Source organism: Victivallis sp., from assembly GCF_048170485.1.
Lineage (GTDB): Bacteria > Verrucomicrobiota > Lentisphaeria > Victivallales > Victivallaceae > Victivallis.
On record NZ_DBEXAY010000094.1, the window covers coordinates 1 to 22,248 of the forward strand.

A 22,248-nucleotide genomic window follows, 5' to 3' on the forward strand; every position below is an offset into this window, starting at 1 on the left:
AAATCTCTGATTCTGCCGCAGGGGTGCGGCGCTCTGGTCCACCTGCGGAACCCTCCGGAAAAGGAGGAGCGCATCGGCTGTTTCTTCCCGTGGGGGGCGGCGGGATTGATGACCCTCTGCGGGGTGACCGACGGTGTCCGCTCCCGCGCGCTCATCATCGACGGCGGCAGGTTCGACATGCTGCTGCGACTGCGGACTTGCTGGGGAAAACGGCGGCAGTACGCCGTCGCCCCCGTGTTCTGCATCCGTGATCGCGCCGGCGACGCTCCGCTTCGCGACGAAATCACTGTTCAACTGCGGGAGCTGGAGGGGGGATATCCCGCCGTCGCCCAAAGCTATTACGAATTCATGCGCTGCCGCCATGCAGTTCCCACTCTGGCGGAAAAGGCCGCCGCCAATCCGCTGCTCGAATACAGCAGCCGCGCGATCATCATGCGGATGCGTCTCGCCTGCAAGGAGATGCCGTCGCCGATTCTCGAACAGACTCCGGAACATCAGCCGAAACTCAACTGTTTCATGACCTTCGCCGACGTTCGCACCGTGCTCGAAGAGTGCCGCCGTCAGGAGGTCGGTCCGCTGGACTGCTGTCTCGTCGGCTGGAACTATGGCGGCCATGACGGGGCGTACCCGCAGCTCTTTCCGGTCGAAGAGCGGCTCGGCGGCGAAACTGAGCTGCGCCGCACCATCCGGCACTGCCGGGAGCTCGGCTACCGGATCGGATTGCACGACAACTACTTCGACAGCTATACGATTGCGGATTCATTCCGCTGGGAAGATGTCAGCCGGACCGCAGATCAGCTGCCCGCCCTCTCCGGCGTCTGGGGCGGCGGGCAATCCTACATCGTCTGCCCGCGTTGCGCCACAGAGAACGCCATGCGGAACATGTCGAAGACGAAGAAGTTGGGAATCGACGGCATCTATTTTACCGACGTTCTCTCCGTCTGGCCGCTGGAGAAGTGCTATTCTCCGGCGCATCCATTGAGCCGCCGGGAGTGCGCGCTCTGGCGCAAGAAGATCTTTCAGCTCTCGCACGATACCTTCGGCGGTTCCATGTCGGAGGGGGGGCAGGACTGGGCCTTCCCGGAACTGGACCGGGTCTACGATCTGGTCGACACGCCGGAGATGCCGGCATGGTGCGACGAGGAAATTCCTCTCTATTCGATGGTGTGGCACGGTTCGGTGCTCTACAACACCTACCGCGGCGCGATCAACTCCAGGCCGGGGGAGCCGATCTACCTTCGCAATCTGGCGTTCGGAGGACTGCCGACCATCTACTGGCACTACATCTTCACGCCGTCCCAGACCGCCGCCGCCGGGCAGGACCCGAAGAAGGATCTGAAATTCGACCGGAAGACGCTGGCCGAAAATGTGGCGCTCATCCGGAGGATCACCGACGACGTCCGCCGTCTCGAACCGGTCCGCTTCGCTCGGATCGTCGGCTATGCGAAACGGGCGGACAACCTGACCGAGACCATCTTCTCCAACGGCTTCCGCCTGCTGGTGAACTATGGTGCAACGGAGGCGGTCCTCGACGGAATCCGGATTGGCGCCGGCGATTTCACCCTCACCGCCGGGGAAGGAATCCCGGGGGAGGGCGCCGCTCCGGAGGCCGGCGGTTCAGCGAACCAGCCGTGAAATCGCCTTGAATGCCGGATGTGAGGCATCGCGCAGCAGCCAGAAGAGAATCGCCTCCGCCGAGAGCACGCAGGCGCCCGCATGCCGGGCGGCGGCAAGCGCGGCGGCGCGGTCGCCGGGCTTCCGGCTGGTGACCGCGTCTTCGGCGAGGATCACCTGATAACCGGCGTTCAGGGCGTCGAAGACACTCTGAAGCACGCAGACATGGGTTTCAATTCCGGCGATGACGACCGTTTTGCGGTATTTGGATTCCAGCGCGGTGCGGAAGGCCGGTTCGCCGAAGACCGAAAACGAGGTCTTGGAGAGGATCGGCGTGGTCATCGGCAGATGTTCGGCGATTTCCGGAATCGTGGCTCCCAGTCCGCGGGGATACTGCTCGGTGACGATCACATCGAGCCCGAGCGCGGCCGCTCCGTCGAGCAGGAGGCGCGCCCGCGAGAGCGTCGCATCGAAGTGATCCATGACCGGGACCAGTCTCTCCTGAAAATCGATCAGAACGAGGACACTGCTTTCGACATTCGGAATTTCCATGGGGAACTCTCTCCTCTGGTTATGATGAAATGGTTCTTCCGGCAAAAACGGTGACGGCGGCCGGGGCCGCCAGACAGGGGGCGATATTCCGGTTCACCTCCTCCCGGGTGAGGGCGCGGAGGGCCGCTTCGTTGTTCCAGACGGTTTCCGGCTCCTGCGAATAGTGCATGGCGAGCAGGGTGGCGGGGAGTGCAGCGTTGACCGACTCCGCCGCCTGTGCGGCGGCGAAGGCGGCGCATTCGCGCGCCGCGTCGAACTCCTCCGGGGGAATGCCTTCGGCGGCGAGCCGGAGAATCTCGGCGGCGATGAGCTGTTCGGCCCGCTTCGCCTGTTCCGCGGTGGTCACCGCGTGAAAGAGCAGCCAGCCGGGATGAAATCCTCCGGCGAGCCGCATTCCGGTCGTGTAGGCGAGGGCGTTCTCCTCCCGGACCAGCTTGAAGAGCCGCGAGGAGAGGCCGTTTTCGGCGTGGTGAAAGATTTTGAAGCTGTTGTAGATTCCGTCGACGAGGGCGGGGCCGGGGATGGCGTGGACCAGCGCGGTCTGGCTCCGGTCGAGCGGAATCTCCTGCACCACGCTCTGTTGCGGAAATTCCGGAGGCTTCGGCAATGGCTGCTTGCCGGGAAGCCAGTCGATGCCGTCGAGCACCATTTCGCTCCACTCCCGCGCCTGCGCTTCGGTGCAGTCGCCGCCGAAGCCGCAGATCACCTGAGACGGCCGCCACAGCGAGCGGTGGAATTCCATGATCTCATCGCGCGAGATCGATTGAAGCTGTTCCGGAGTTCCGTTGACGCCCCAGCCGTAGGGATGGCGCCCGAAGAGCAGTTTGCGGGCGAGGTCCTGGGCCGCCGCCCGGGGCGACTGGGCGCGGCTTCGCATCAGTTCGAGGCGGTTCTTCCGCTCCCGCTCCAGTTCCGCGGCGCCGAAGGCGGGTTCGCACAGCATCTCCCGCACCAGACGCAGCGCGGTCGGGAACTGCCGCCGCGGCGCATTCAATTCGAGAATGAAGGAGTTCAATCCGGTATTGACATTGAGCGTCGCGCCGCATTCGTCCAGTTTGTTGAGCAGATCGTTTTCGCTCCGGCGGCGGGTTCCGGCGGTCAGCAGATCGGCGGCGAGGGCGGAAATCCCCCCCGCCTTCTCCGTTTCGAAAATGGTGCCGCCCGGCAGGGCGAGGGCGAAATCGGTCAGCGGCAGTTCCCGGTCGGGAATCGTCACCAGCCGCACACCGTTCTTCCACTCTCCGGCGATCGGTGCAAGGCGGCTCCGGTCGGCCGTGGTTGTCCGGCGCGGCCGGGCATCCGCGGGACGCTGGCGGACGAATGAGAAGAGTTCCGGCGTAAGATAGGTCGCCGCCGCCTGATGGATCTCCTCCACGGTGAGAGCCTCCAGTTTCTCCAGATAGCTGTCGCTGAGGTCGGGGGAGTCGCAGGCGACCACGCCGCCGCCGATGTTGGCGGCGATATCGCGCAGACTGCGCAGTTGACGAAGGTGTTCGGCGAACTGCTGACGCTTTTCGCGCCGGGCTTCCGCGGCGGTGATGCCGCCGGAACGGATGGCGTCCAGCTCCCGGCGAAGCGCGTTCTCCAGCCGGTCAAGCCTGGCGGGGAAGGCGGCGGCGGTGATCCCGAGAATTCCGCCGAACGGCTGGGAGTAGCAGAAGGCGCGCAGATCGACGGCGAGCTCCTTTTCCCGCTCCAGAATGCGCACCAGCCGGGAACCTTCCCCCATGCCGAGGATTCCGGCAAGCACGTCGAGCGCCGGAATGTCGCGGTGGGAGATGGGCGGCGTGCGAAGTCCTGCCGCGAGCCGTGCGAGCGGGTCGGCAAAGCGGAATTCGGCGCTTCGTGCGGCGCACTGCTCCGGTTCTGCGGGCAGGGCGGTTTCTCCAGGGAAGGCGTCCTGCCAGTCGCCGAGGCGGTGTTCCAGCGCTTCGACAACCCGCTCGGGAGAGGCGTCTCCGACGACCACCCAGAAGATGCGCCCGGGGGTGTAGCGGTGCTGCCAGTACTCTTCCGCCCGTTCGCGGGTGACTTCGGCGATCAGGTGGCGGAACCCGATGATCGGAATGCGGACCGGGTGGACCTTGAACACCTCCGCGTTGAGGGTTTCGAAGAGCCGGCGGTCCGGGCTGTCGGCGCCGAGCTCCTGTTCACGCAGAATCACTTCACGCTCCGCGGCGAACCGTTCGGCGGGGAACTCCGGATAACGGACCATGGAGGCGAGCACGTCGATCGCGGTTTCCAGATGGATTCCGGCGAGCTGGGCGTGGTAGGCGGTGTGGTCGAAGCTGGTGTAGGCGTTGACCGAACCGCCGAGGCGGTCGATGGTGTCCGCCGCCGAGGTGCCGGGATAGTTGCGGCAGCCCTGAAAGAGCATGTGCTCCAGAAAATGCGAAAGACCGGAGCCGAGGTATCTGCCTTCGTGAATGCTGCCGGTTTTGACGAAACACTCCACTTCGACCGAGTGGCCGGGGCGGGGCAGGACGAAAATACGCATCCCGTTTTCACAGGTGTGCGAGACGACATTGCGGTAAAAGTTCATGCGTTCTCCGATGGAATCCGCCGGATAAGGAATGAAATTACGTTTCTCCGGCCGGCGGCATACTCCTTGACTGTCTTTACATTTATAATGTAAAAGCGGTGACGGCCGATTACAATGCAGAGAAGGGGAAATTCCCGTTCTTTTTCCACTTTTTTTGCTGGAAATGGGGTGTTGAAGGTTTGAAAAAAACTCCGTTCCGGTTACATTACCAAAAAGAGGAGTATCCGCATCTTCTGCCGGATTTTTCTCCGGGAAACGACCACTTTTGAGTTGAATTGACGGGCTATGGCACAGAAGAAAAACGTACCGCAGGATCACGAGTTCCCCACCATTACGCTGCAGACCGGCGACGGGCACGGCCGTGAGATTGTCATCAACCGGGAACTGATGATTGTCGGCCGGGAGGACGACAGCGACATCATCATTCCGGAAACCAACGTATCGCGGCATCACGCCGCAATCCGGACGACGCCGGAAGGGGTGTTTGTCGAGGATCTCGGCAGCGCCAACGGAACGTTCGTCAACTCCGCCCCGGTCATACAGGTGCAGATCAAACATCAGGATGTGATTCAGATCGGCAGCTCGATGCTGGTGTTCAACGATCCGAACAATCCGGGAATGACCGCGGCGGTGCGCGGGCAGGAGTCCGGCGAAACCGAATTCACCTTCGACACCATGAAGGATGTGATCGCCCGCCTCCGCGAGAACATCGGCATCGTCTTCAAAGGCAAACCCGACGTCATCCGCGACATGATCGTCTGCCTGATGGCGGACGGGCATCTGTTGCTGGAGGACGCTCCCGGTGTAGGGAAGAGCATTCTCGTGCAGGCGCTCGCCAAGTCGATTCAGGCGACCTACCGCCGGATTCAGTTCACGCCGGATATGCTGCCGAGCGACATTACCGGGGCGAACATTTACGATGAAAAACTCAAGCAGTTCCGGTTTATCCCCGGCCCGATTTTCGGCAACGTCATCCTCGCCGACGAGATCAACCGGACGACGCCGCGGACCCAGTCGAGCCTGCTCGAATGCATGTCCGAATCGGTGGTGACCATCGACGGCAAGGGGCATGTCCTGCCGAAGCCGTTCTTCGTTGTCGCGACCCAGAATCCGGAGGACTATCACGGCACCTACCCATTGCCGGAACCGCAGCTGGACCGGTTTCTGATGCGGCTTTCGATCGGCTATCCGTCGCCCGAGGCGGAGATGGAGATCCTCAATTCCCAGCAGGGGAGCCACCCGCTCTCGCGCATCTCCTACGTCATCCGCGGCTCGGACATCATCCACTGCCACGCCCTGGTGCGCAAGGTGACGGTGGCCGATTCCATCAAGGAGTACATCATCCGCATCGTCGATGCAACCCGTTCGCACCACGCCCTTACCAACGGCTGCAGTCCGCGGGCCGCGCTCGCGTTGATGCGCTGCTGTCAGAGCCTCGCCGCCTATTACGGCAGGAACTACGTCACGCCCCGCGATGTGCGCATGATGGTCAAGGTGGTGCTGGCGCACCGGATGCGTCTTCGTCTGCGCTATCAGGGGGAATTCCACCGGGTGGAAACGGTGCTGGATTCCATCCTTGACGCCATTCCGATGGCCAACGAGGAACCGGGTGCATGATCGCTCTGCCGACCGCCCGGGGATGGCTGATTCTGGCGATGACGTTCGGCGCGGTCAGTGTGGCGCTGGTCAACGTCGGGCTGGCGACTGCGCTGGCGGCTTCGGCATTTGCCGCGTTCTGGCTGGCTTCCTTCGTCATGGCACAGTGTTCCGTCTACGGCATCCGGGTGACGCGGGGAGGGAACGGCGACGGCGTCTGCGGCAGTGAATTGATTTTGCCGCTGACGGTGACCAACCGCACGATTCTGTTTCGCCAGGCAACCGTGCTGACCGAATTGTGCGAATTCGCTCCGGGCGGGGTGCTGCACACGGCGGTGCCGCCGCTTTCGCCCCGGGAGGCGCTTTCGATTGAGCGGGCGGTCAAAGCGGAAAAACGCGGTTGTTTTGACCTGAATGTGGTGCGGCTTTCCGGCGGGGATCCGGCCGGGCTGTTCCGGAGGACCAGAACGTTTCGTCTGCCCGGCGAAGTGGTGATCTACCCTCATGTGGTGCATCTGGAGTCGATTCAGCTCCATCCCGCCGGGGCGCACACGCCCGGCACCGACGGACGGCCGCTGGGGCGTTCGGGGCAGGGGCAGGAGTTTTTCGGACTTCGTCCTTACCGGCCCGGCGATGAGATCCGGTTCATCCACTGGAGAGGGACGGCGGCGAAGCAGCGGCTGATGATCCGCGAATTTGAGGCGAACACCGTCGATCAGGTGGTGATTCTGCTCGACACCTATGCCCCGCTGGTGGGGAATGACCCGCGGGAGAACAATCTGGAGTATCTGGTCAGCATGGCGTCGTCGCTGGCGGCATTTCTCAAGGATGTCTCCTGCCGGGTGCTGTTTCTCGCGGCGGACGGGAGGACGGGGGAGCTGGTGCGGCTCTTCGGGGATTCCGCCGGACTCTATCCCCGGTTGCGGCGGCTTCTGACGGTGATTGAGCCGGGGGAAATTTCGTTCACTTCGCTGTTGCAGGAGACGGCGGAAGAGATTCCTTCCGGCTCGCTGGTCTATGCGCTCTGCCTGAATGAGGATGCGTCGTCGCTGGAGCTTCTGGAACTGCTCTTTGACTGCAACTGCCGGATTCACTGGTTTCTGGCGCCGAAGGAGAATTTCCCGCCGATCCAGGCGGATGAGCCGCGGATTGTTTACGAACGCCGCCGCCGTCGCGAACTGCCGCCCGGTGCGGTCCGTCCGCGGGAACTCTTCTTTTCGACGCGGATGGAGGAGGTGCTGGAAAAATGAGCTGGGTGACCGCACTGTTCCGCCGGATTTTCCCCGTGAAACGGATTGTCGACCACTCCCGGCGCCGGAGCATGCCGGAGCGACTGCCGCTGCACTGGGCCTACGCCTGTCTCACCGTGCTGGCGACGATCGCCGCGCTGTGGCGCTATGGACATCCCGGATTCACCATTCTGGTGCTGGTGCTGACGCCGTTTGCCGCGGCGCTGGCCTACGTGCCCTACCGGATTGTTCCCTCCTGGTGCCGGCTGCTGTTGCAGCTGGCACTGCTGATCGGCGCCGGATTCTGGAGCATGGTCCGGTTGAAGGCGGGGATTCCGGTCGACAAGGCGCTGGTGGAGCTGCTGGCGCTGGCGGTGCTGATGTTTCTGATGGCGCAGCGGGTGCGCGATTACGGCTATGTGTTCGCCATCTCGATTCTGCTGCTGGTGTACGGGGCACTGTTGCCGCGGACGATCTATCTGTGGTGCTTCGGCGTCGGAGTCGGACTGGTGCTGGTCCTGCTTTACAACAACCGTCTGCGCCAGCTGGGGCGGGCTCCTGTGCTGGAGAATCCGCACAGAATTCTCCGCCGGAACTGGCATATCATCGGGGTGCATCTGGGGTTGTCGCTGTTGTTTTTTCTGCTGATTTTCCCCTTGTTCCCGACGATTCCCAGCGACACGAAGGGGATATTCTCCGTCTCGTTCGCCCACGAGAAGGAGTCGCTTCTGCCGCCCGACCTGCGGCACTGGTTCGAGTCGGAAAAGGTGTTGCGCAACGCCTCCGGAGAACGCATTGTGCGAAGCGGGCGGCCCGATTCGCTCGGAATGGACGGCATGCCGATTGCGCTCAAGGGGGAACAGCCGGATCAGGCGGTCGACGGCGCGGGCGGCAGTGCGCCGCCGGGGGAGAATCTGGTGTTCCGGGTGAAATCTCCGCTGAAACTCTACCACCTGGCTCAGCTTTACGACGAGTATGACGGAAACGGCTGGCGGGTGTCGGCGGAACTCAAACGCGGCCGTCTGCGCCGCCGTGGGGATGCACCGGAGCTCTACCGGAATGTGGTGTCGCGCTACACGATTCTGCGCTGGATCAGTCCGAAACTCTACTCACCATACCGCCCGATCAGTTTTGAACAGGCCCCCGGGGCGGAGTACAACAATCTGGCCACGACCTTTTACAACAGCGAACTTACGGCGGAACATTATCCGCGGCTGCCGTTTGTCTACACGGTCACCAGCCGGTTGAGTACCGATTTTCACTGGTTCGCCACGGAAGAGGAGGACGGAAAGCGGAAGGTGGGCGGCCGCCATTGGGAGGAGGTGGTTCCGCCCCGGCACTATCTGCAGCTGCCGGAAGAGAAGATTTCCGCGCGTCTGCGCGAGAAAGTGCGCGAGCTGACCGAAGGAATTTCCAGCCGTTACGGCAAGGCGATGGTGTTGCGCGATTATCTGCGCGACAACTTTACCTATGAACAGTTTTCCAAACCGGTGCCCGAGGGGCGCGAGGGGGCGGACTATTTTGTCTTTGAGTTGAAGGAGGGGCATTGCGAATATTTCGCCTCGACGCTGGCGGTGATGGCGCGGCTGGCCGGCTTGCCGGCGCGGGTGGCAACCGGGTTTTCTCCGGGCGATTACAATACGCTGCTCAATTTGTTCGAGGTGTACGAACGGCACGCGCATGCGTGGACGCAGATTTTCGTGCCGGAGTACGGCTGGCTGACGGTGGACGCCACGCCGCCCGGGGCGGTTCAGTCGCGCACCACCCCGCTGGGAATCGGCCAGTTGCGCGATCCCTTCGGGGACGAGTGGCGGGTGACGCCGCCGGAACTCACTTCGCATACGCTTCAGACGCTTCGCGATCTCTATTTGAAACAGCTCCGTCTGGAGGGCGAGACCAGTCAGGCGGCGGAGATGATGATGCAGGTCGCCAAGATGGAGGAGGAGCTGCGGAACAAGGTACAGGAGACCTATCGGAAGGTGGCGCCGAAAGCGCAGACGGCCAAGAAGATCGGCAGTGTGAAACATCCGCCCGGCTCCTTTTCTGCACGTCTGGCAAATCTGGTGGAGAAGGGGAAACGTGCGTTCCGGAGCCTGACCGAGCAGTTGCGAATTCACCGGTGGGAGGCCGGCTGCATCGCCACGGTGCTGGCCGCATTTTTCCTGCTGACGCGGATGATGGTGCGGCAGTTCCGGCTGAACCGGTTGCGGAGGCGGATGCTGGCGAATCTGACTCAGGCGGCCGGGGCGCTGAAAAGCGGGGAGTTCCGCCGGAGTGTGGATGCCTCCTATCGTGCGGCGCGTTATCTGCTGCTGCTGGCGGGGGTGCCTTCGCGCGGCGGCCGGGAGCTGCTCGACTATGCGGCGGTGCTGGAGAAATTCCAGCCGGGGCTGGAAGAACTGTTGAAGCCGGTATTTCTCGCCTTTTACGAGACGGAATACGGGGAAGGCGAAGCGGTGTCCCGGCGGAGTGCCGTGCTGACGTTGCGCCGGGTCCGTTCGCTTCGCCGCCGCCTGGCGTCGTTCAGCCGGATGATTCGCTGAAATTCCGGACAGCTCTTTCCCGCGTCAGCACACAGACGGTTTTGCCGAACGGTTCGCAGAAGGCGGCATCGGTCAGGCGCGCGGCTCTTTTCCGTAGAAGGTTTCGCACATCCGGCGCCCCGGCGGCGGGAGCGGTTCCTCGCAGAGAAACGCTTCCACCAGCTGGCGGGGATCCGGTTCGCGCCCCTTTTCCAGCCAGTAGATCGCGTGCCCCTCGCGTTCGAGTTTGCGGAAGAAGATATCCTGCCGCTTTGCGAACTGACGGATGCGGCAGAGCAACTGGTTGCGCATCTCCAGAAGCGTGCATTCCCCCTTGAGATAACGGGCTACCTCCCGGTATTCCAGACCGAAAAACTCCAGTTTTTCAAAGGAGATTCCGCGCTCCTCGTGCAGTTTGCGGACCTCGTCGACCAGACCGTCGGAGAGGCGGCTGTCCAGCCGTGCCTCGATTCTGGCGTGCACCTCCGAACGCGGATAGTAGACCCCGATCAGCAGCGGATCCAGCCCGAAGGGCGGGGTGAATGACTCCGCCGCATCCGGATTCTGCCGCACCCGCGGCACCCCGGCACAGCGCGGCGGCAGCGCTCCGCCCGGCAGCCGGTAGCCGTCGAGCAGCGCGGCGAGATAGAGCGCGGTGCCGCCGCAGAGGATCGGCACATGGTTGCGTTCGACGATCTCCCGGATCGCCCGGTAAGCGTCCGGCAGGAAGCGGGCGAGGTTGTACTCCTCCCGCGCCGGGTCGGCGATGTCGATGAGATGGTACGGCACTTCGCCGTATTCGTCGAGATCCTTGCCGGTGCCGATGTCCATGCCGCGGTAGACCTGCCGGGAGTCCACGCTGACGATTTCTCCGTTGAAAATGCGGGCGAGCCAGACCGCAAGAGCGGTTTTCCCTGTCGCGGTCGGCCCGGTGATGACCACTGTTTTGAGGATTTCTGCCATAAAAGTCCCGAAAAATTTGTAAAATACCTGTTTCGCGTACTATATTATGACGCGTTTCATTTAAATTTCAAATTTTTAATCTGGTTCAGCGATGGAAAAACAGCAAACTTTGGTAAGATCGTCGTCCGTTTCCGGAATCGCGCTCCATACCGGCGCCCGGGCAACGGTGCGGATTCAGCCCGCGCCGGAGAACACCGGCATCATCTTCCGCCGGGTGGATCTGCCCGGCAAACCGGAGGTGCGCCCGCTGGCATGCAACGTGGTGGATGTCCGCCGCGGCACCACCATCGCCGACGGCAAGGCGATCGTCTTCACCGTCGAACACATCATGTCGGCGCTCAATGCGTGGCACATCGACAACTGCATCGTCGAGATGGACGGCATGGAGCCGCCGATCGTCGACGGCAGTTCACTGCCCTACTTTGACATGATTCGCGAGGCCGGCGTCGTGGAACAGGAGGAGCCCGCGCTCACCTTCACCCCCTCGCAGCCGGTCTACGTCGAGGGCGGCTACACCCGGCTGGTGATGATTCCGGGGGAGGGGCCGCTGCGCATCTCCTGCCTCGCCTCTTTCAAGGGGTGCCCGATTGACCCGCAGTTCCACGAATTCACACTCGACACGGAGGCCTACCGTACAGAGATCGCTCCGGCGCGCACCTTCGTCGATTACGGGGACCTCAAGCAGCTGCTGGCGATGGGGCTGGTCAAGGGCGGCAGTCTCGATGCCGCGGCGATCATCCACGACGGAGCGATCATCTGCAAGGAGGCGCTCCGCTTTCAAAATGAAATTGTCCGGCACAAGATTCTCGACCTGATCGGCGACATCTATCTCACCGGACGCCGGATTACCGGTTCGATCATTGCGATCAAGCCGGGCCACCCCAAGAATGTTGAGCTGGCCGGGGCGTTGCTTAAGGAAATTGCGGCTTCCAGTCCGCAGATGAAAAACAGGGAGACGAAATAATGGGAGAAGTCCTTGGAGTCAGGCAGATCAAGGCGATTCTGCCGCAGCGGTACCCGATGCTGATGCTCGACCGGGTTGAAGTGCTGTCAGAAACCACCGCCTGGGCGGTGAAAAACGTTTCGATGAACGAACTTTATTTCCAGGGGCATTTCCCGAATCACCCGATTATGCCCGGCGTGCTTCAGGTCGAAGCGATGAAGCAGCTCGGGGAACTCCTCGTCCGGTCGAAACTCGACCCGGAGGGGACGCAGGACGTCTACATGCGCGTGCTGGAAAAGGTCAAATTCCGCCGGCCGAACAATCCGGGGGACCGGCTGAAGATCGAAGCGGAAGTGACCGAGTTCCGCGACGCCGAGGCGGTTGTGAAGGCGAAGACCTTCAACAACGGCGGCCAGACCTGCGAAGCGATCATCACGCTGGCGGTCCGTCCGCGGGAGGGCGCGCGGGAGATGCCGCTGCTTTTCAACGAAAACGACAAGCATTCTGAAACGCCGATGGATGTGCTCCGCATCATGTCGCTGGTGCCGCATCGCTATCCTTTCCTGCTGATCGACAACATCTCCATGATCGACGGCGAGCATATCCGGGCGGTGAAGAACATCACGGTCAACGAGGAGATCTTCGCTCATTGTCCGGACGATTACGCGGTGATGCCGGAGTCGCTGCTCTGTGAAATCTCCGCCCAATCCGGTTGCGCCTGCGTGCTCTCCCGCCCGGAAAATGCCGGGAAGATCGGGTATTTCATGTCGATCGACCGGGCGGAATCCTTTGCTCCGATTCTGCCGGGGGATCAGCTGGTGATCGACATTGACCTGCCGCCGGGCAAGTCGAAGTTCGGCAAGGGGTCCGGTACGATCACCGTGGGGGGCCGGGTGGTGTTCTCCATCACCCTCATGTTTGCGATTGTGGATGCCTGAGATCCACACGGTTGCTGTGGCGGTGCGGTGCCGAAGAGGTACTGCACCGCGTTTCCGGCTGTTTTGAAAGGGCGTTCATGGTGAAAAAACACCGTGTGGTGACCGCGGCGGAAGCCGTACAGTTTGTCGGCAGCGGCGATTCGGTCTATTTAAGCAGTGCGGGGTCGGTCCCCAAGGTGCTGGTGGATGCGTTGTGCGCCCGCGCTCGTTCCGGCGGACTTGCGGATGTGAAGTTGCGCCATATCCACACGGCGGAGACGGCAAACTATGCCGCGGCCGAATATGCCGGAATCTTCGCTTCGGAATCTTTCTTCGTCGGCGGCAATGTCCGGCGGGAGGTGCAGGCGGGCAACGCCGATTACATTCCGGTGGCGCTGCATGAGACGCAGAAGCTTTTCCGCTCCGGCTGTCTCGCCTGTGACGTGGCGATGGTGCAGGTCTCGCGCCCGGACCGGCACGGGTTTGTTTCGCTCGGAACCTCGGTGGATATCGGTCCTGCCGCGATCCAGTGTGCCCGCACGGTGATCGCGGTGATGAATCGTTACGTCCCCTTCAGTTACGGTGACGGTGTGATTCCGCTCGATGCGATCGACTATATTGTTGAACATGACAGCCCGATTGAGACGATGGCATTCCCGCCGCCGGACGAGGCGGAGCGGTTGATCGGGCGCCATTGTTCGGAACTGATCGACGACGGCTCCTGTCTCCAGCTCGGCATCGGGGAGATTCCCAACGCGGTGCTGTCGCAACTTACCGACCGCCGGGACCTTGGTGTTCACACCGAGATGTTTGCGGACGGGCTGCTGCCGCTGGTGGAGTCGGGCGTGATCAACGGTGCGCGCAAGAAGATCGACCGCGGCAAAATCGTCGCTTCGTTTCTGATGGGTTCGCAGAACGTCTACAACTTTGTGCACCGCAACCCGCAGGTGAGGATGCGCGAGGTGGCTTACACCAATGACCCCTTCATCATTGCGCGCAATCCCAAGATGGTGGCGATCAACTCTGCGATTCAGATCGATCTTACCGGGCAGGTGTGCGCCGATTCGATCGGCACGAAGATGTATTCCGGGGTGGGCGGTCAGCTGGACTTCATCTACGGCGCCTCCCGTTCGCCCGGGGGCAAGCCGGTGATCGCGATGCCGTCGATCACCCGGAAGGGGATCAGCAAGATCGTTCCGGTGCTGACGCCGGGCGCGGGGGTGGTGACGCCGCGCAGTCTGGTGCACTATGTCGTCACCGAATACGGCGTGGTGAATCTCTACGGCAAGTCGCTGCAACAGCGGGCGAAAGCGCTGATCGGCATCGCACATCCGGACTTCCGCGAGGAGCTGGAAAAAGCGGCGTTCGAACGGTTCGGCCCCCGTTTCCTCGGCCGCTGAGGCGAAGCGGCGATTGAGCGCAAATCCGATCCTCCGAAAAAAGGAAAGAGCCCGAACGGAATTTCGTTCCGGGCTCTCTGTTTTCCTCCGGTGGATTCTTCAGCGGGCGGAAAGTGTTATATTGCGGAAGTAGACGCTTCCTGCCGGTTTCTCTCCGGATTCCGGTGAGAACTGACAGGCCACTTGAAGGTGGACATTCTCCGTTCCCTGCGGCATTTTTTCCGCGGGGAGCACGAACTGGAACGTTCTGGTGCTCCCCGGCTTCCCTGCCGGAATCTGGAAGAAGTGCGCGGTCTTCCCGGTCCAGAAGAAGGTGACGACACGGTTGTTGGCGAAATTTTTCCCAAAGGTGATCTCACCACGCAGGACCAGGGCGTTGAACTTCTCCGGCAACAGGATGCGCGGCGAACCTCGTCCGGCGTAGTCGCGTTCCACCGCGGTGACTTCGAGGGCGCGTGCCGGAATCCCTTCCGCCGGATAGTCCCCGGTCAGCCCGCCGGAAGTCGGGAGCGGCGTTTTCGCCCAGGTGTTGAAGTACCACCGCCCCGCCGTCTTCGCCCCCGGGACCGCTTCGCCGGAGAAGTCGGACTGGTAGAGCGGCTGCTCCTTCACAACTGGTTTCGTCGCCGGTTTTACGATGTTCTTCGCCGGTGCGGCGGGGGTGAACTCTTCCGGTTCGATCCCCGGCGCGGGGGGCACGGTTTTCGGGGCGGGCGGAATCGGCATGAGCTGAAGCCGGTCGGGCTGGATTTCGCTGTATTCAAGCTCCACCTCGACGGAGTTTCCGGCGGGAAGCTGAACGCGCAGCGCCCAATTTTCCGGCTGATAGCTCCAGTTTTCCTGCGGCAGCGGTTTTCCATTGACCCGAATCGCGGCGGGTTCCGTGGCGGAGGAGGCGGTGAAGGCGCAGTTCTCCGGCACGTTCCGGAAGCGGAGTTCCGCGAGCTTCTTCGACGGCGTGAAGCGGAACTCCGGCGCCGCCAGCGGATACCACTCGTGCAGTACCAGCGGGCAGCCGCCGGTCAGCGCGAAGGGGAGGATCTCCCGCAACGCGCCGTCACGCAGATAGAAGATGGAGCCATCCACCCAGCGGTGAAGCATCTCCACCGCCTCGCTCTGCGGAGTTCCGTTCAGCATCAGGAACATCAGCCGGGAGTAGAGGTGCCCCATCATGTCGCTTCTGCCCCGGTCGCGGTTGGGCCAGTAGAGCGCGCGCTCTTTCTCATAGTAGCGCAGATCGTTCCAGACGTACTTCGCGTAGGGGTAGTAGACGTCGAACCAGTCCTGATTGGCGTAGCAGAAGAGGGAGTCGAGCGAGCCGTCGTACTCGTTGCGCGGCGTCTTGCCGATCATCGGGCTGTTGGCGTAGGAGCGCGGGGTGATGAATTCACGGAACCCGACGTTGATGCTGTCCGGCCCGAGCGTACCGCTCTCGCGGCCGTAGTCGCGGAAGGCGGGGCGACCGATCTGCGAGAGCTGGGATTTGGCAAGGTGGTAGGCGGCGCGGGCGCGTTCGGCGTCGCTGCCGAGGTTCTGCGCCATGCGGTAGAGCGCGGCGATGCCGCCGAACACCGACTGGCCGCAATCCACCACCGGGCCGTTGTCGCCGCTGTCGTTGCTGCCGGCCTCCATCCACGCCCAGTCGTGGACGCTGGTGAGGTAGCCCTGCATCTTGTCGACGGTGACGGTTCTGCCGTCGCGGATCGCGTCGGGCGGAGCGAGCGGAGCGGGATCGCGCCAGATGGCTTTGAGTGCATCGTATTCTCCGCCGAAGGAACTCACCAGGTCGAGCATCAGAAGGTGGTTCCCGACGCCGTAGCCGCGGTCGCCGAAGACGCCGACGTCGCCGGGATCCTGCGTCGAGATGGAGAAGGAGTAGAAGTACTTCGCTCCGGAATAGGGTTCGCAGAGCGAGCGCCAGAAGCGGTAGTCGCGATAACTCGAAAGGAACGGAATCCGGGAGCGGTAGAGGCCGCGCAGGTAGTCGCGGAACTCCTCCGGCAGCCACGACCACGCTTTGGGCGGTCGGTCGATGGCCGGGCAGAGGGAGTGCCAGCTGCGGGCGATGTTTTCGCAGAAGAGGCGGAAACGGATTCCGTCGATCTGACTGATCGATTTTTCCACCAGATCGCGCACATCGGCCGGATTCGCCTCCGGATTCTGCGGGAAGGCGGTGCGCGGCGCCTCGGTGACCGGCAGAGTGTAGCGCAACTGCGGAGCGAAGACGCCGTGCAGCGGACCGTAGATGGTCGGATATCCGAGGTCGACGGTCTGCTCCGGGAGTTCCGCATCGAAGCCGCGGCCGGCCATCAGCGTGAGAACTGGCGGGAGCGGAATAAATTCGAGCGGCGCAAGCTTCCAGTCGTTGTCGGAGAATTTCCGGAAGGCGGCGACGTTGACGATTTCGACCCGTCCGTTCCCGGCGGGGCGGAAGTATTCCCGAAGTTCGACCGGCCAGGCGAGGGCGGTCTGCGCATGCACGTCGCAGCGGCCTGCCGCCGACGGAGGCAGGTAGCCACGCCAGTTTCCGGCGGGCTGAATGCGGGCGCCGAAGGGGGTGTTGAGCCAGACGGCACCGTTGCGGGCGAACTGAACGACGGTCCTGCCGTTTTTGCGCTCGATCTTCTCCGGACGGCGCTGGAAGATCACCTGGAGCGGAATGCTGCCGCGATGGTGGGCAAGATCGATTTCCCGGTTGTCGCCGCTCCAGAAGAGCACCCAGTTGCGGCCGAGTTCGCCGTCGCGTTTCCGGTCGTAGATGACACCGTCGCTCAACGGCTGTGAAACGACTTCCCCTTTGGCATTCCGATAGCCGAAGTGGGTGAAGGCGGAGGTGACCGGGTCGCTCAGTTCCAGCGAGTGGAAGCCGCTCTCCAGCAGCAGTGCCGGGGTGAGCAGATTCATATCCGCCGTGAAGCCGCCGGCGTAGGAGAAACGTTTGCGGATCCAGTTCGCTTCATGCACCTTGACCGATTGCGGGGTGCGGCCGGAGTAGAAGGAGCTGGGATCGTAGCCGAACTCCACCTCTCTGCTTTCGCCCGAGACGGGCAGAGCGGCGAGTTCGGCACTCTTTGCCGCATCACGGCTGCCGAAGAAGCGGAAGAGCATCCGCCACGGGGTATTGCCGTCTTCCCCGGTGACATACTGCCGGAGCAGTGCACCGTTGGCGAGCACCTGATTGGCCAGCAACCCGTCGCCGGAAGAGTAGGCGGCCACCTTATCGCCGGTCACCCAGCCGAAACGGCCGAAATTGCGTCCGAGCGTGACCCCTTCACGGTAGCCGTTGCACTGCTTGTACGCGGCGTCAATCAACTGCTGTGCTTCTGCGGCGAGTTTTTCGACGGCGGAAGCATTTTCCGAGGAGACTGCCGCAAGCATCCGGGCATCCAGCGCATCCAGTTTTTTGAGCGTTGCGGCGATATCGTTGTTCCGGTTTTCTTCCAGAGAGGAAAGGCCGGCCAGCTCTTTGCGCAGCTCCCGCAGCCGGAGCAGCCGCCTGCCGTTGTAGACGCCGAGATAGAAGCGGTCGAGTGCCGGATCGAGCTTTTTCGCATCGCGGTTGGTCAACCCGGCCGGGAGATCCCGCCGCATGGCCAGCAGGGCTTTTTCCAGGTTGGGGATTTCGATCTTCCAGCGGCGCAGATTGTTGAGGTCGTCGAAAATCCGGTCGAGATTCCAGCGGATGCGGTCGGCGCCGTAGAGGTGCAATGCCGCCTCCTTCGCTTTGAGCGCCTCCGCTTCTGGCGGAGCGAGGCGGAAGTTCCAGCCGCCGCTGCCGCTGCCGAGCTCCACGGTAATCCGATTTTTCCCGGCGTTGAGCGGCAGTTCGAGCACATGGTCGTTCATACCGTTCCCATTTCTGGAGAAGTTGGCGACGCTGTTGCCGTTGACCAGCAGTTTCCAGTACCAGTCGCCGCGAGCCTGTGCGGCGTATTTTCCGGTCGCGGGAACTTCCAGTTCGCATTCGAGCCGGGCCAGACGTTTGTGCTGATGGCCGCCGGCGAGGGCGGAAACGTTGACTTTTCCCTGTGCATCCGGTTTCGCCTGCCGGACGGCGCCTTTTGCGTTCTTCTCGGGATCGAGAAGAACGTTCCAGCTCGTCGGCATCGGGATCGGCGACAGCTTTGCCGGAGCGGTGAAGCTGTCGAGATTGTCGGCCCGGAATCTCTTCAGCGCCCCTTCCATGCGCTGATTGGTGAATCCGGGATGCGCATGGGGGAAGAGTTTGGCAAATTCAGGATCGCGCAGCTCTCCGCGGTAGATCACCCTGCCTGCGGCATCTTTGATGACGCCGGTTGCGGTACTGTCGGCGAGCGTGAGCGAAAAACGGTATTCCCCCTCCGGCTTCCACGGGGCGGATTCATACACCTTCTTCTGCGGGGAAAGTCTGGGATTCCCGGTATAGCCGAAGAAGACCGACGGTTTGCCCGCAGCATCGAGGTCGAGCGTCAGCAGGATGGTCGGTATGGTCATGGCGTCGCGCCGGCCGCGGGCAAACTGACGGTCGAGGATCACCACGCCGATTCGGCGGACGAGTTTCTCCTCCGGATTGATGAAGCTGAATCCTTTGCGGCCGAGTTCGAACTCCGCCTCGATGGCGAGTTGCGGTCCGGCGGGATAGTCCCGCAGCTGCCCCATGGTGAGGGCCGGGTGAACGTCCGGTTGCTCCTGTTGCAGAATGCCGGTGCCGTTGAACCGGTAGCCGCCGTCGCGCACCTCACCGCCGACGCCGCGGAACTCCCAGTTCCGGTGTGCCGGATCGAAGTCCGGATACTGTTTGAAATCCTCCTCGATCACCATCGCGGCGAGTGTACCTGCTGCGAACAGTGCGAGCAGAGAAACGATTTTTTTTCGTGTTGACATGGTGAGCCTTTCACTTCATACTATACAGTTTTTCGTTGTTACAAACGGCAGCAGTTTCCAGAGAAAACTTACCACGGGTAGGGGAAGCCGTAGAAGTAGTCCCATACCTTCTTGTGGATCGTGGAACCGTTCGCGAGGAACGGCGCGTAATTGTAGGGATTCTTCTGATCGATCAGCCGTATGGGCGATACGTGAAAATCGAGATGCAACATATTCACTTTGCCGCTGTGACGTGCGGCCGGTTGTCCCCATCCCTTATCGTTCAAGGCGGAAGTACTTACTTTCACGCGCCAGAAGCCTACGGTGCCGTCGGTTGTGTTGCGGTAGCAATCCATGAGGAGAAAGCGTTTGGACGGTTCCTTGTCACTGGAAATTTTCCGTGTTTCGTGATCTTTGGCACTGAAAGAAGTTTTCAGAATGTGCAGATTCACGCCGTAATCAATGAAGATCTGGGTGTTGGTTGCTTCATGTGTCTGCATGGAGGGACAGTCGAATATCGCCCGGGGAACGCCGCCGGATTCATATTTATATGTCTGGGAATTGAATTTGAGCAGCAGGTACTGCCAGTATGGCGTGGCGCCCTCCACGCCGCTGGCGGGAGGCATGAAATCGTTGTAATTGGCGGTGTAAACCGCGTAGGCGGTGCCGATCTGCTTGAGGTTGCTGACGCATTTTGCCGACTTCGCCGTCTCCCGCGCCTTGTTCAGCGCCGGCAGCAGCATGGCCGCGAGGATGGCAATGATCGCAATTACAATTAACAATTCGATTAGAGTAAATAGTGGTTTTCTGACAAACGACATTTCAAACCTCCCTTGTTACTCCAGATTGACTGGAATGTTCTTATGTTTGAGAATCCGATGTTCCACACGGCGATCTCCGGAGAGCAGGCGGAAGACAATCTCCGCTGTCGCCCGGCCCAGTTCCGCATAGGGCACTTCGTGACACCAGCCGGCAAAGCCCGGGATTTGGGCCGCCGCGATGTTGGCGAGAACCCGGCACTCCTGCTTGAGGTCGATTCCGGCTTTCTGCAACAGTTCGACGACCTCTTTCCGCCGGTTGGAGTGCAGCAGGAGGGCGTCCGGGCGGTGCCCGGAGCGGAGTGCTTCCGCGAACTCTTCCAGCTGTCGGCTGTCGGGGGGAAAAATAAACCGCTCGTCCAGTTCGATTCCGGCCTCGGCGTAAGCCCGGCGGAACCCCGGGATATAGTATTCCGCGCCGCTCATGTTGATGGCCCAGAACTTCTTTCTGCCTTCGGCGAGGAAGCGTTTCCCGTTCTGGTAACTCTCTTCTTCATAATCGAGCGCGACGGAGTTGATGTCCTTCACGGTCCGGCCGAGAATGACGGTGGGGAGACACTGGCTCACTTCCTGAAGCAGAAGAAACTGATCTTCCGGCGGCGTGATCCAGACAAGGGCGGCGAGGTAGTTCTGCTCCAGCTCCTTCTTCATGGTTTCGAGACTCCCGGAGAGGGTCACAGGCCGGACCTGGCAGCTGTCGCCGAAGGTCAGGTTGCTGCCCGCAGCGGCCATAAGCCCCCACTGATGACTGCCGTAGCTGAGATTGTTGCCGAGGTTGGTGAGCAGGCCGATCAGCGAATAGACGGCGCCGTTGCTGCTGAGCCCTTGACTGTAGCGGGGGGCGAGAAAGGTCCCGATGCCCGGGCGGCCGATCAGGATGCCCTCTTCCATCAGCGCCTTGTAGGCGAGCGTCACCGTGCTGCGGGCGATGCCGAAATGCTTCGCCAGCTCCCACGATGACGGAACTTTCACCGATTCGCCCGGATGACGCAGGACAAGGTTGAAGATGTAATGGCGGATCTTCAACCCTTCCCGCAGAGGAATTCTCGGTTCCGGACTCATGCTGTTTTCCTCTTGTATTGTTTTTGAAATCGGACAGTTATCGGACAACCTGTTTTAATTATACCAGAACTTCAGAAAAAAGTCAATACCAGGAAAGAAAAAAACATAAACTTTGAAGTGTTCAAGGGGCGGTGCAATACTTTTTCCCAGGCCGGGGATGGTATTTCAGAGAGAAGGATCCAGGAGGATGAGACGGGAAAATCATTTGAAAAATACTATTCTTATACTATATTAACCTTGATCTTCGGGGCGGGGTGGAACTCCCTACCGGCGGTTAGAGTCCGCGAACTCGGGAACGTTATTTTCCGGGCCGATCCGGTGAAATTCCGGAGCCGACAGTCAGAGTCTGGATGAAAGAAGATGGAAATTGCAGCGGCAGCCGGAGGAGTCCCGGCGCTGGTTGATGTTCCACACACAGCCCCGGGAGCGGAATCGGCTTCCGGGGTTTTCTGTTGCGGAATGATTCCAGTGCGGGGGAAGAGACGGTTGTCTGCAGCACAAAGAGGAGGTGAAAGATGTTTGATCCGATCGAAGAAGTGATTGCGGCAGTTGGTCGCGGAGAGCTGGTAGTGCTGGCCGACGACGAGAACCGGGAGAATGAAGGGGATTTGATTTGCGCGGGCAGTCTTGCCGATGCGAAGACGATCAACTTCATGGTGACCTGGGGCAGGGGGATACTTTGTGCTCCGATGTCTCTGGCGTATGCGGCCCGGCTCGGCTTGAAGGAACAGGAGGGGCATCACGATCCGCGTCACACGGCGTTCACCCAGAGCGTGGATGTCATGGAGGGGACGACGACGGGAGTGTCCGCATATGATCGTGCGCTGACGATTCAGGCGCTGGCGGATGATTCGAGCATTCTGGATGATTTTTATTCCCCGGGGCATGTATTTCCATTGATTGCCCGGCCGGGAGGGGTGCTGGAGCGTCCGGGGCACACGGAAGCGACGGTGGATCTGGTTCGGCTGGCCGGACTGCCGCCGGTGGGGGTGCTGTGTGAAATTCTCAATGAGGATGGAACGATGGCGCGTGTGCCGCAACTGGAGGCGTTCGCCTGGCGTTTTGGTCTGAAAATGGGCAGTGTGGCGGATTTGATTGAATATCGGAAATGCCGGAAATGCTGATTTCGGGGGATTGCTGCAGAAAAAAGTCAAAAAAAGTTGTTTTTTTCTCTGCAATCGACTTGCCTTTTTGAGGAGGACGGCTATATTAAGAAATGTTGAAACGCTCCGGCATAGCTCAGCGGTA

Annotated in this window: 14 protein-coding genes and 1 riboswitch; of the genes, 8 read left to right on the forward strand and 6 right to left on the reverse strand. The window is 61.5% G+C overall.

Annotation, left to right across the window (positions count from 1 at the left end):
* On the forward strand, positions 1-1,635 hold a 1,635-nt coding region (locus tag ACMLHG_RS05050; RefSeq protein WP_417169763.1), incomplete at its 5' end, for a DUF5696 domain-containing protein.
* Here ACMLHG_RS05050 and ACMLHG_RS05055 read toward each other — a convergent pair.
* Together ACMLHG_RS05055 and ACMLHG_RS05060 are read right to left on the reverse strand one after the other, a co-directional pair.
* On the reverse strand, positions 1,618-2,166 hold the full coding sequence (locus ACMLHG_RS05055; RefSeq protein ID WP_294436718.1) for an isochorismatase family protein: 549 nt from the start codon (positions 2,164-2,166) through the stop codon (positions 1,618-1,620). The two genes, ACMLHG_RS05050 and ACMLHG_RS05055, sit on opposite strands and share 18 nt — an antisense overlap.
* 19 nt (positions 2,167-2,185) lie before the next feature.
* Positions 2,186-4,708 carry a M16 family metallopeptidase gene (locus ACMLHG_RS05060; RefSeq protein ID WP_417169764.1) on the reverse strand — a complete coding sequence of 841 codons (2,523 nt, stop codon included), beginning with the start codon at positions 4,706-4,708 and terminating at the stop codon, positions 2,186-2,188.
* Between the two features lie 285 nt (positions 4,709-4,993).
* Here ACMLHG_RS05060 and ACMLHG_RS05065 point away from each other — a divergent pair, with 285 nt between their 5' ends.
* Genes ACMLHG_RS05065 through ACMLHG_RS05075 form a run of 3 tightly spaced genes read left to right on the forward strand, consistent with a single transcriptional unit; the run spans position 4,994 to position 10,076 of the window.
* Complete coding sequence (locus ACMLHG_RS05065; RefSeq protein WP_294436715.1) at positions 4,994-6,325, forward strand: AAA family ATPase; 1,332 nt, start codon at positions 4,994-4,996, stop codon at positions 6,323-6,325.
* Positions 6,322-7,554, forward strand: a complete 1,233-nt coding sequence (locus tag ACMLHG_RS05070) for a DUF58 domain-containing protein (protein ID WP_417169765.1) — start codon at positions 6,322-6,324, stop codon at positions 7,552-7,554. Before ACMLHG_RS05065 ends, ACMLHG_RS05070 begins: the two co-directional genes overlap by 4 nt.
* Entirely contained in the window at positions 7,551-10,076 is a 2,526-nt protein-coding gene (locus ACMLHG_RS05075; protein ID WP_417169766.1) for a transglutaminase-like domain-containing protein, read from the forward strand. The genes ACMLHG_RS05070 and ACMLHG_RS05075 overlap by 4 nt, the downstream gene beginning before the upstream one ends.
* A gap of 72 nt (positions 10,077-10,148) precedes the next feature.
* Here the strand turns inward: ACMLHG_RS05075 and ACMLHG_RS05080 are convergent, their stop codons facing one another.
* Positions 10,149-11,018, reverse strand: coding sequence for a tRNA (adenosine(37)-N6)-dimethylallyltransferase (locus ACMLHG_RS05080; protein ID WP_417169767.1), 870 nt, complete (start codon positions 11,016-11,018; stop codon positions 10,149-10,151).
* Positions 11,019-11,127: 109 nt separating this feature from the next.
* Here ACMLHG_RS05080 and lpxC point away from each other — a divergent pair, with 109 nt between their 5' ends.
* The 3 genes from lpxC (at position 11,128) to ACMLHG_RS05095 (ending at position 14,278) form a co-directional block, all read left to right on the forward strand.
* Positions 11,128-11,982 carry a UDP-3-O-acyl-N-acetylglucosamine deacetylase gene (lpxC, locus tag ACMLHG_RS05085; RefSeq protein ID WP_294436708.1) on the forward strand — a complete coding sequence of 285 codons (855 nt, stop codon included), beginning with the start codon at positions 11,128-11,130 and terminating at the stop codon, positions 11,980-11,982.
* Positions 11,982-12,899, forward strand: a complete 918-nt coding sequence (gene fabZ, locus ACMLHG_RS05090; protein ID WP_417169768.1) for a 3-hydroxyacyl-ACP dehydratase FabZ — start codon at positions 11,982-11,984, stop codon at positions 12,897-12,899. Before lpxC ends, fabZ begins: the two co-directional genes overlap by 1 nt.
* Positions 12,900-12,976: 77 nt before the next feature.
* A complete protein-coding gene (locus ACMLHG_RS05095) occupies positions 12,977-14,278 on the forward strand; it encodes an acetyl-CoA hydrolase/transferase family protein (protein WP_417169769.1) in 1,302 nt (433 codons plus the stop codon).
* 99 nt (positions 14,279-14,377) lie between these two features.
* Here the strand turns inward: ACMLHG_RS05095 and ACMLHG_RS05100 are convergent, their stop codons facing one another.
* The 3 genes from ACMLHG_RS05100 to ACMLHG_RS05110 all read right to left on the reverse strand — a co-directional run bounded on the left by ACMLHG_RS05100 (position 14,378) and on the right by ACMLHG_RS05110 (position 21,000).
* The gene (locus tag ACMLHG_RS05100; RefSeq protein WP_417169770.1) at positions 14,378-19,141 is read right to left on the reverse strand and encodes a hypothetical protein; all 4,764 of its coding nucleotides are present in this window, start codon (positions 19,139-19,141) and stop codon (positions 14,378-14,380) included.
* A 68-nt stretch (positions 19,142-19,209) separates the two neighbouring features.
* Positions 19,210-19,941, reverse strand: a complete 732-nt coding sequence (locus ACMLHG_RS05105; protein WP_417169771.1) for a DUF1559 domain-containing protein — start codon at positions 19,939-19,941, stop codon at positions 19,210-19,212.
* A gap of 15 nt (positions 19,942-19,956) precedes the next feature.
* Positions 19,957-21,000, reverse strand: coding sequence for a hypothetical protein (locus tag ACMLHG_RS05110; RefSeq protein WP_417169772.1), 1,044 nt, complete (start codon positions 20,998-21,000; stop codon positions 19,957-19,959).
* 236 nt (positions 21,001-21,236) lie between these two features.
* Positions 21,237-21,366: riboswitch (FMN riboswitch) on the forward strand.
* A 149-nt stretch (positions 21,367-21,515) separates the two neighbouring features.
* Here ACMLHG_RS05110 and ribB point away from each other — a divergent pair.
* Positions 21,516-22,124, forward strand: a complete 609-nt coding sequence (gene ribB, locus ACMLHG_RS05115; RefSeq protein WP_417169773.1) for a 3,4-dihydroxy-2-butanone-4-phosphate synthase — start codon at positions 21,516-21,518, stop codon at positions 22,122-22,124.
* Positions 22,125-22,248: the final 124 nt, after the last annotated feature.

What these genes read in the sequence shown, in the direction of transcription:
- ribB (WP_417169773.1), top strand. Translation starts at nt 21,516, where the DNA reads ATGTTTGATCCGATCGAAGAAGTGATTGCGGCAGTTGGTCGCGGAGAG.
- ACMLHG_RS05075 (WP_417169766.1), top strand. Translation starts at nt 7,551, where the DNA reads ATGAGCTGGGTGACCGCACTGTTCCGCCGGATTTTCCCCGTGAAACGG.
- ACMLHG_RS05070 (WP_417169765.1), top strand. Translation starts at nt 6,322, where the DNA reads ATGATCGCTCTGCCGACCGCCCGGGGATGGCTGATTCTGGCGATGACG.
- ACMLHG_RS05105 (WP_417169771.1), bottom strand. Translation starts at nt 19,941, where the DNA reads ATGTCGTTTGTCAGAAAACCACTATTTACTCTAATCGAATTGTTAATT.
- ACMLHG_RS05060 (WP_417169764.1), bottom strand. Translation starts at nt 4,708, where the DNA reads ATGAACTTTTACCGCAATGTCGTCTCGCACACCTGTGAAAACGGGATG.
- ACMLHG_RS05065 (WP_294436715.1), top strand. Translation starts at nt 4,994, where the DNA reads ATGGCACAGAAGAAAAACGTACCGCAGGATCACGAGTTCCCCACCATT.
- fabZ (WP_417169768.1), top strand. Translation starts at nt 11,982, where the DNA reads ATGGGAGAAGTCCTTGGAGTCAGGCAGATCAAGGCGATTCTGCCGCAG.
- ACMLHG_RS05110 (WP_417169772.1), bottom strand. Translation starts at nt 21,000, where the DNA reads ATGAGTCCGGAACCGAGAATTCCTCTGCGGGAAGGGTTGAAGATCCGC.
- ACMLHG_RS05095 (WP_417169769.1), top strand. Translation starts at nt 12,977, where the DNA reads ATGGTGAAAAAACACCGTGTGGTGACCGCGGCGGAAGCCGTACAGTTT.
- ACMLHG_RS05100 (WP_417169770.1), bottom strand. Translation starts at nt 19,141, where the DNA reads ATGTCAACACGAAAAAAAATCGTTTCTCTGCTCGCACTGTTCGCAGCA.
- ACMLHG_RS05080 (WP_417169767.1), bottom strand. Translation starts at nt 11,018, where the DNA reads ATGGCAGAAATCCTCAAAACAGTGGTCATCACCGGGCCGACCGCGACA.
- ACMLHG_RS05055 (WP_294436718.1), bottom strand. Translation starts at nt 2,166, where the DNA reads ATGGAAATTCCGAATGTCGAAAGCAGTGTCCTCGTTCTGATCGATTTT.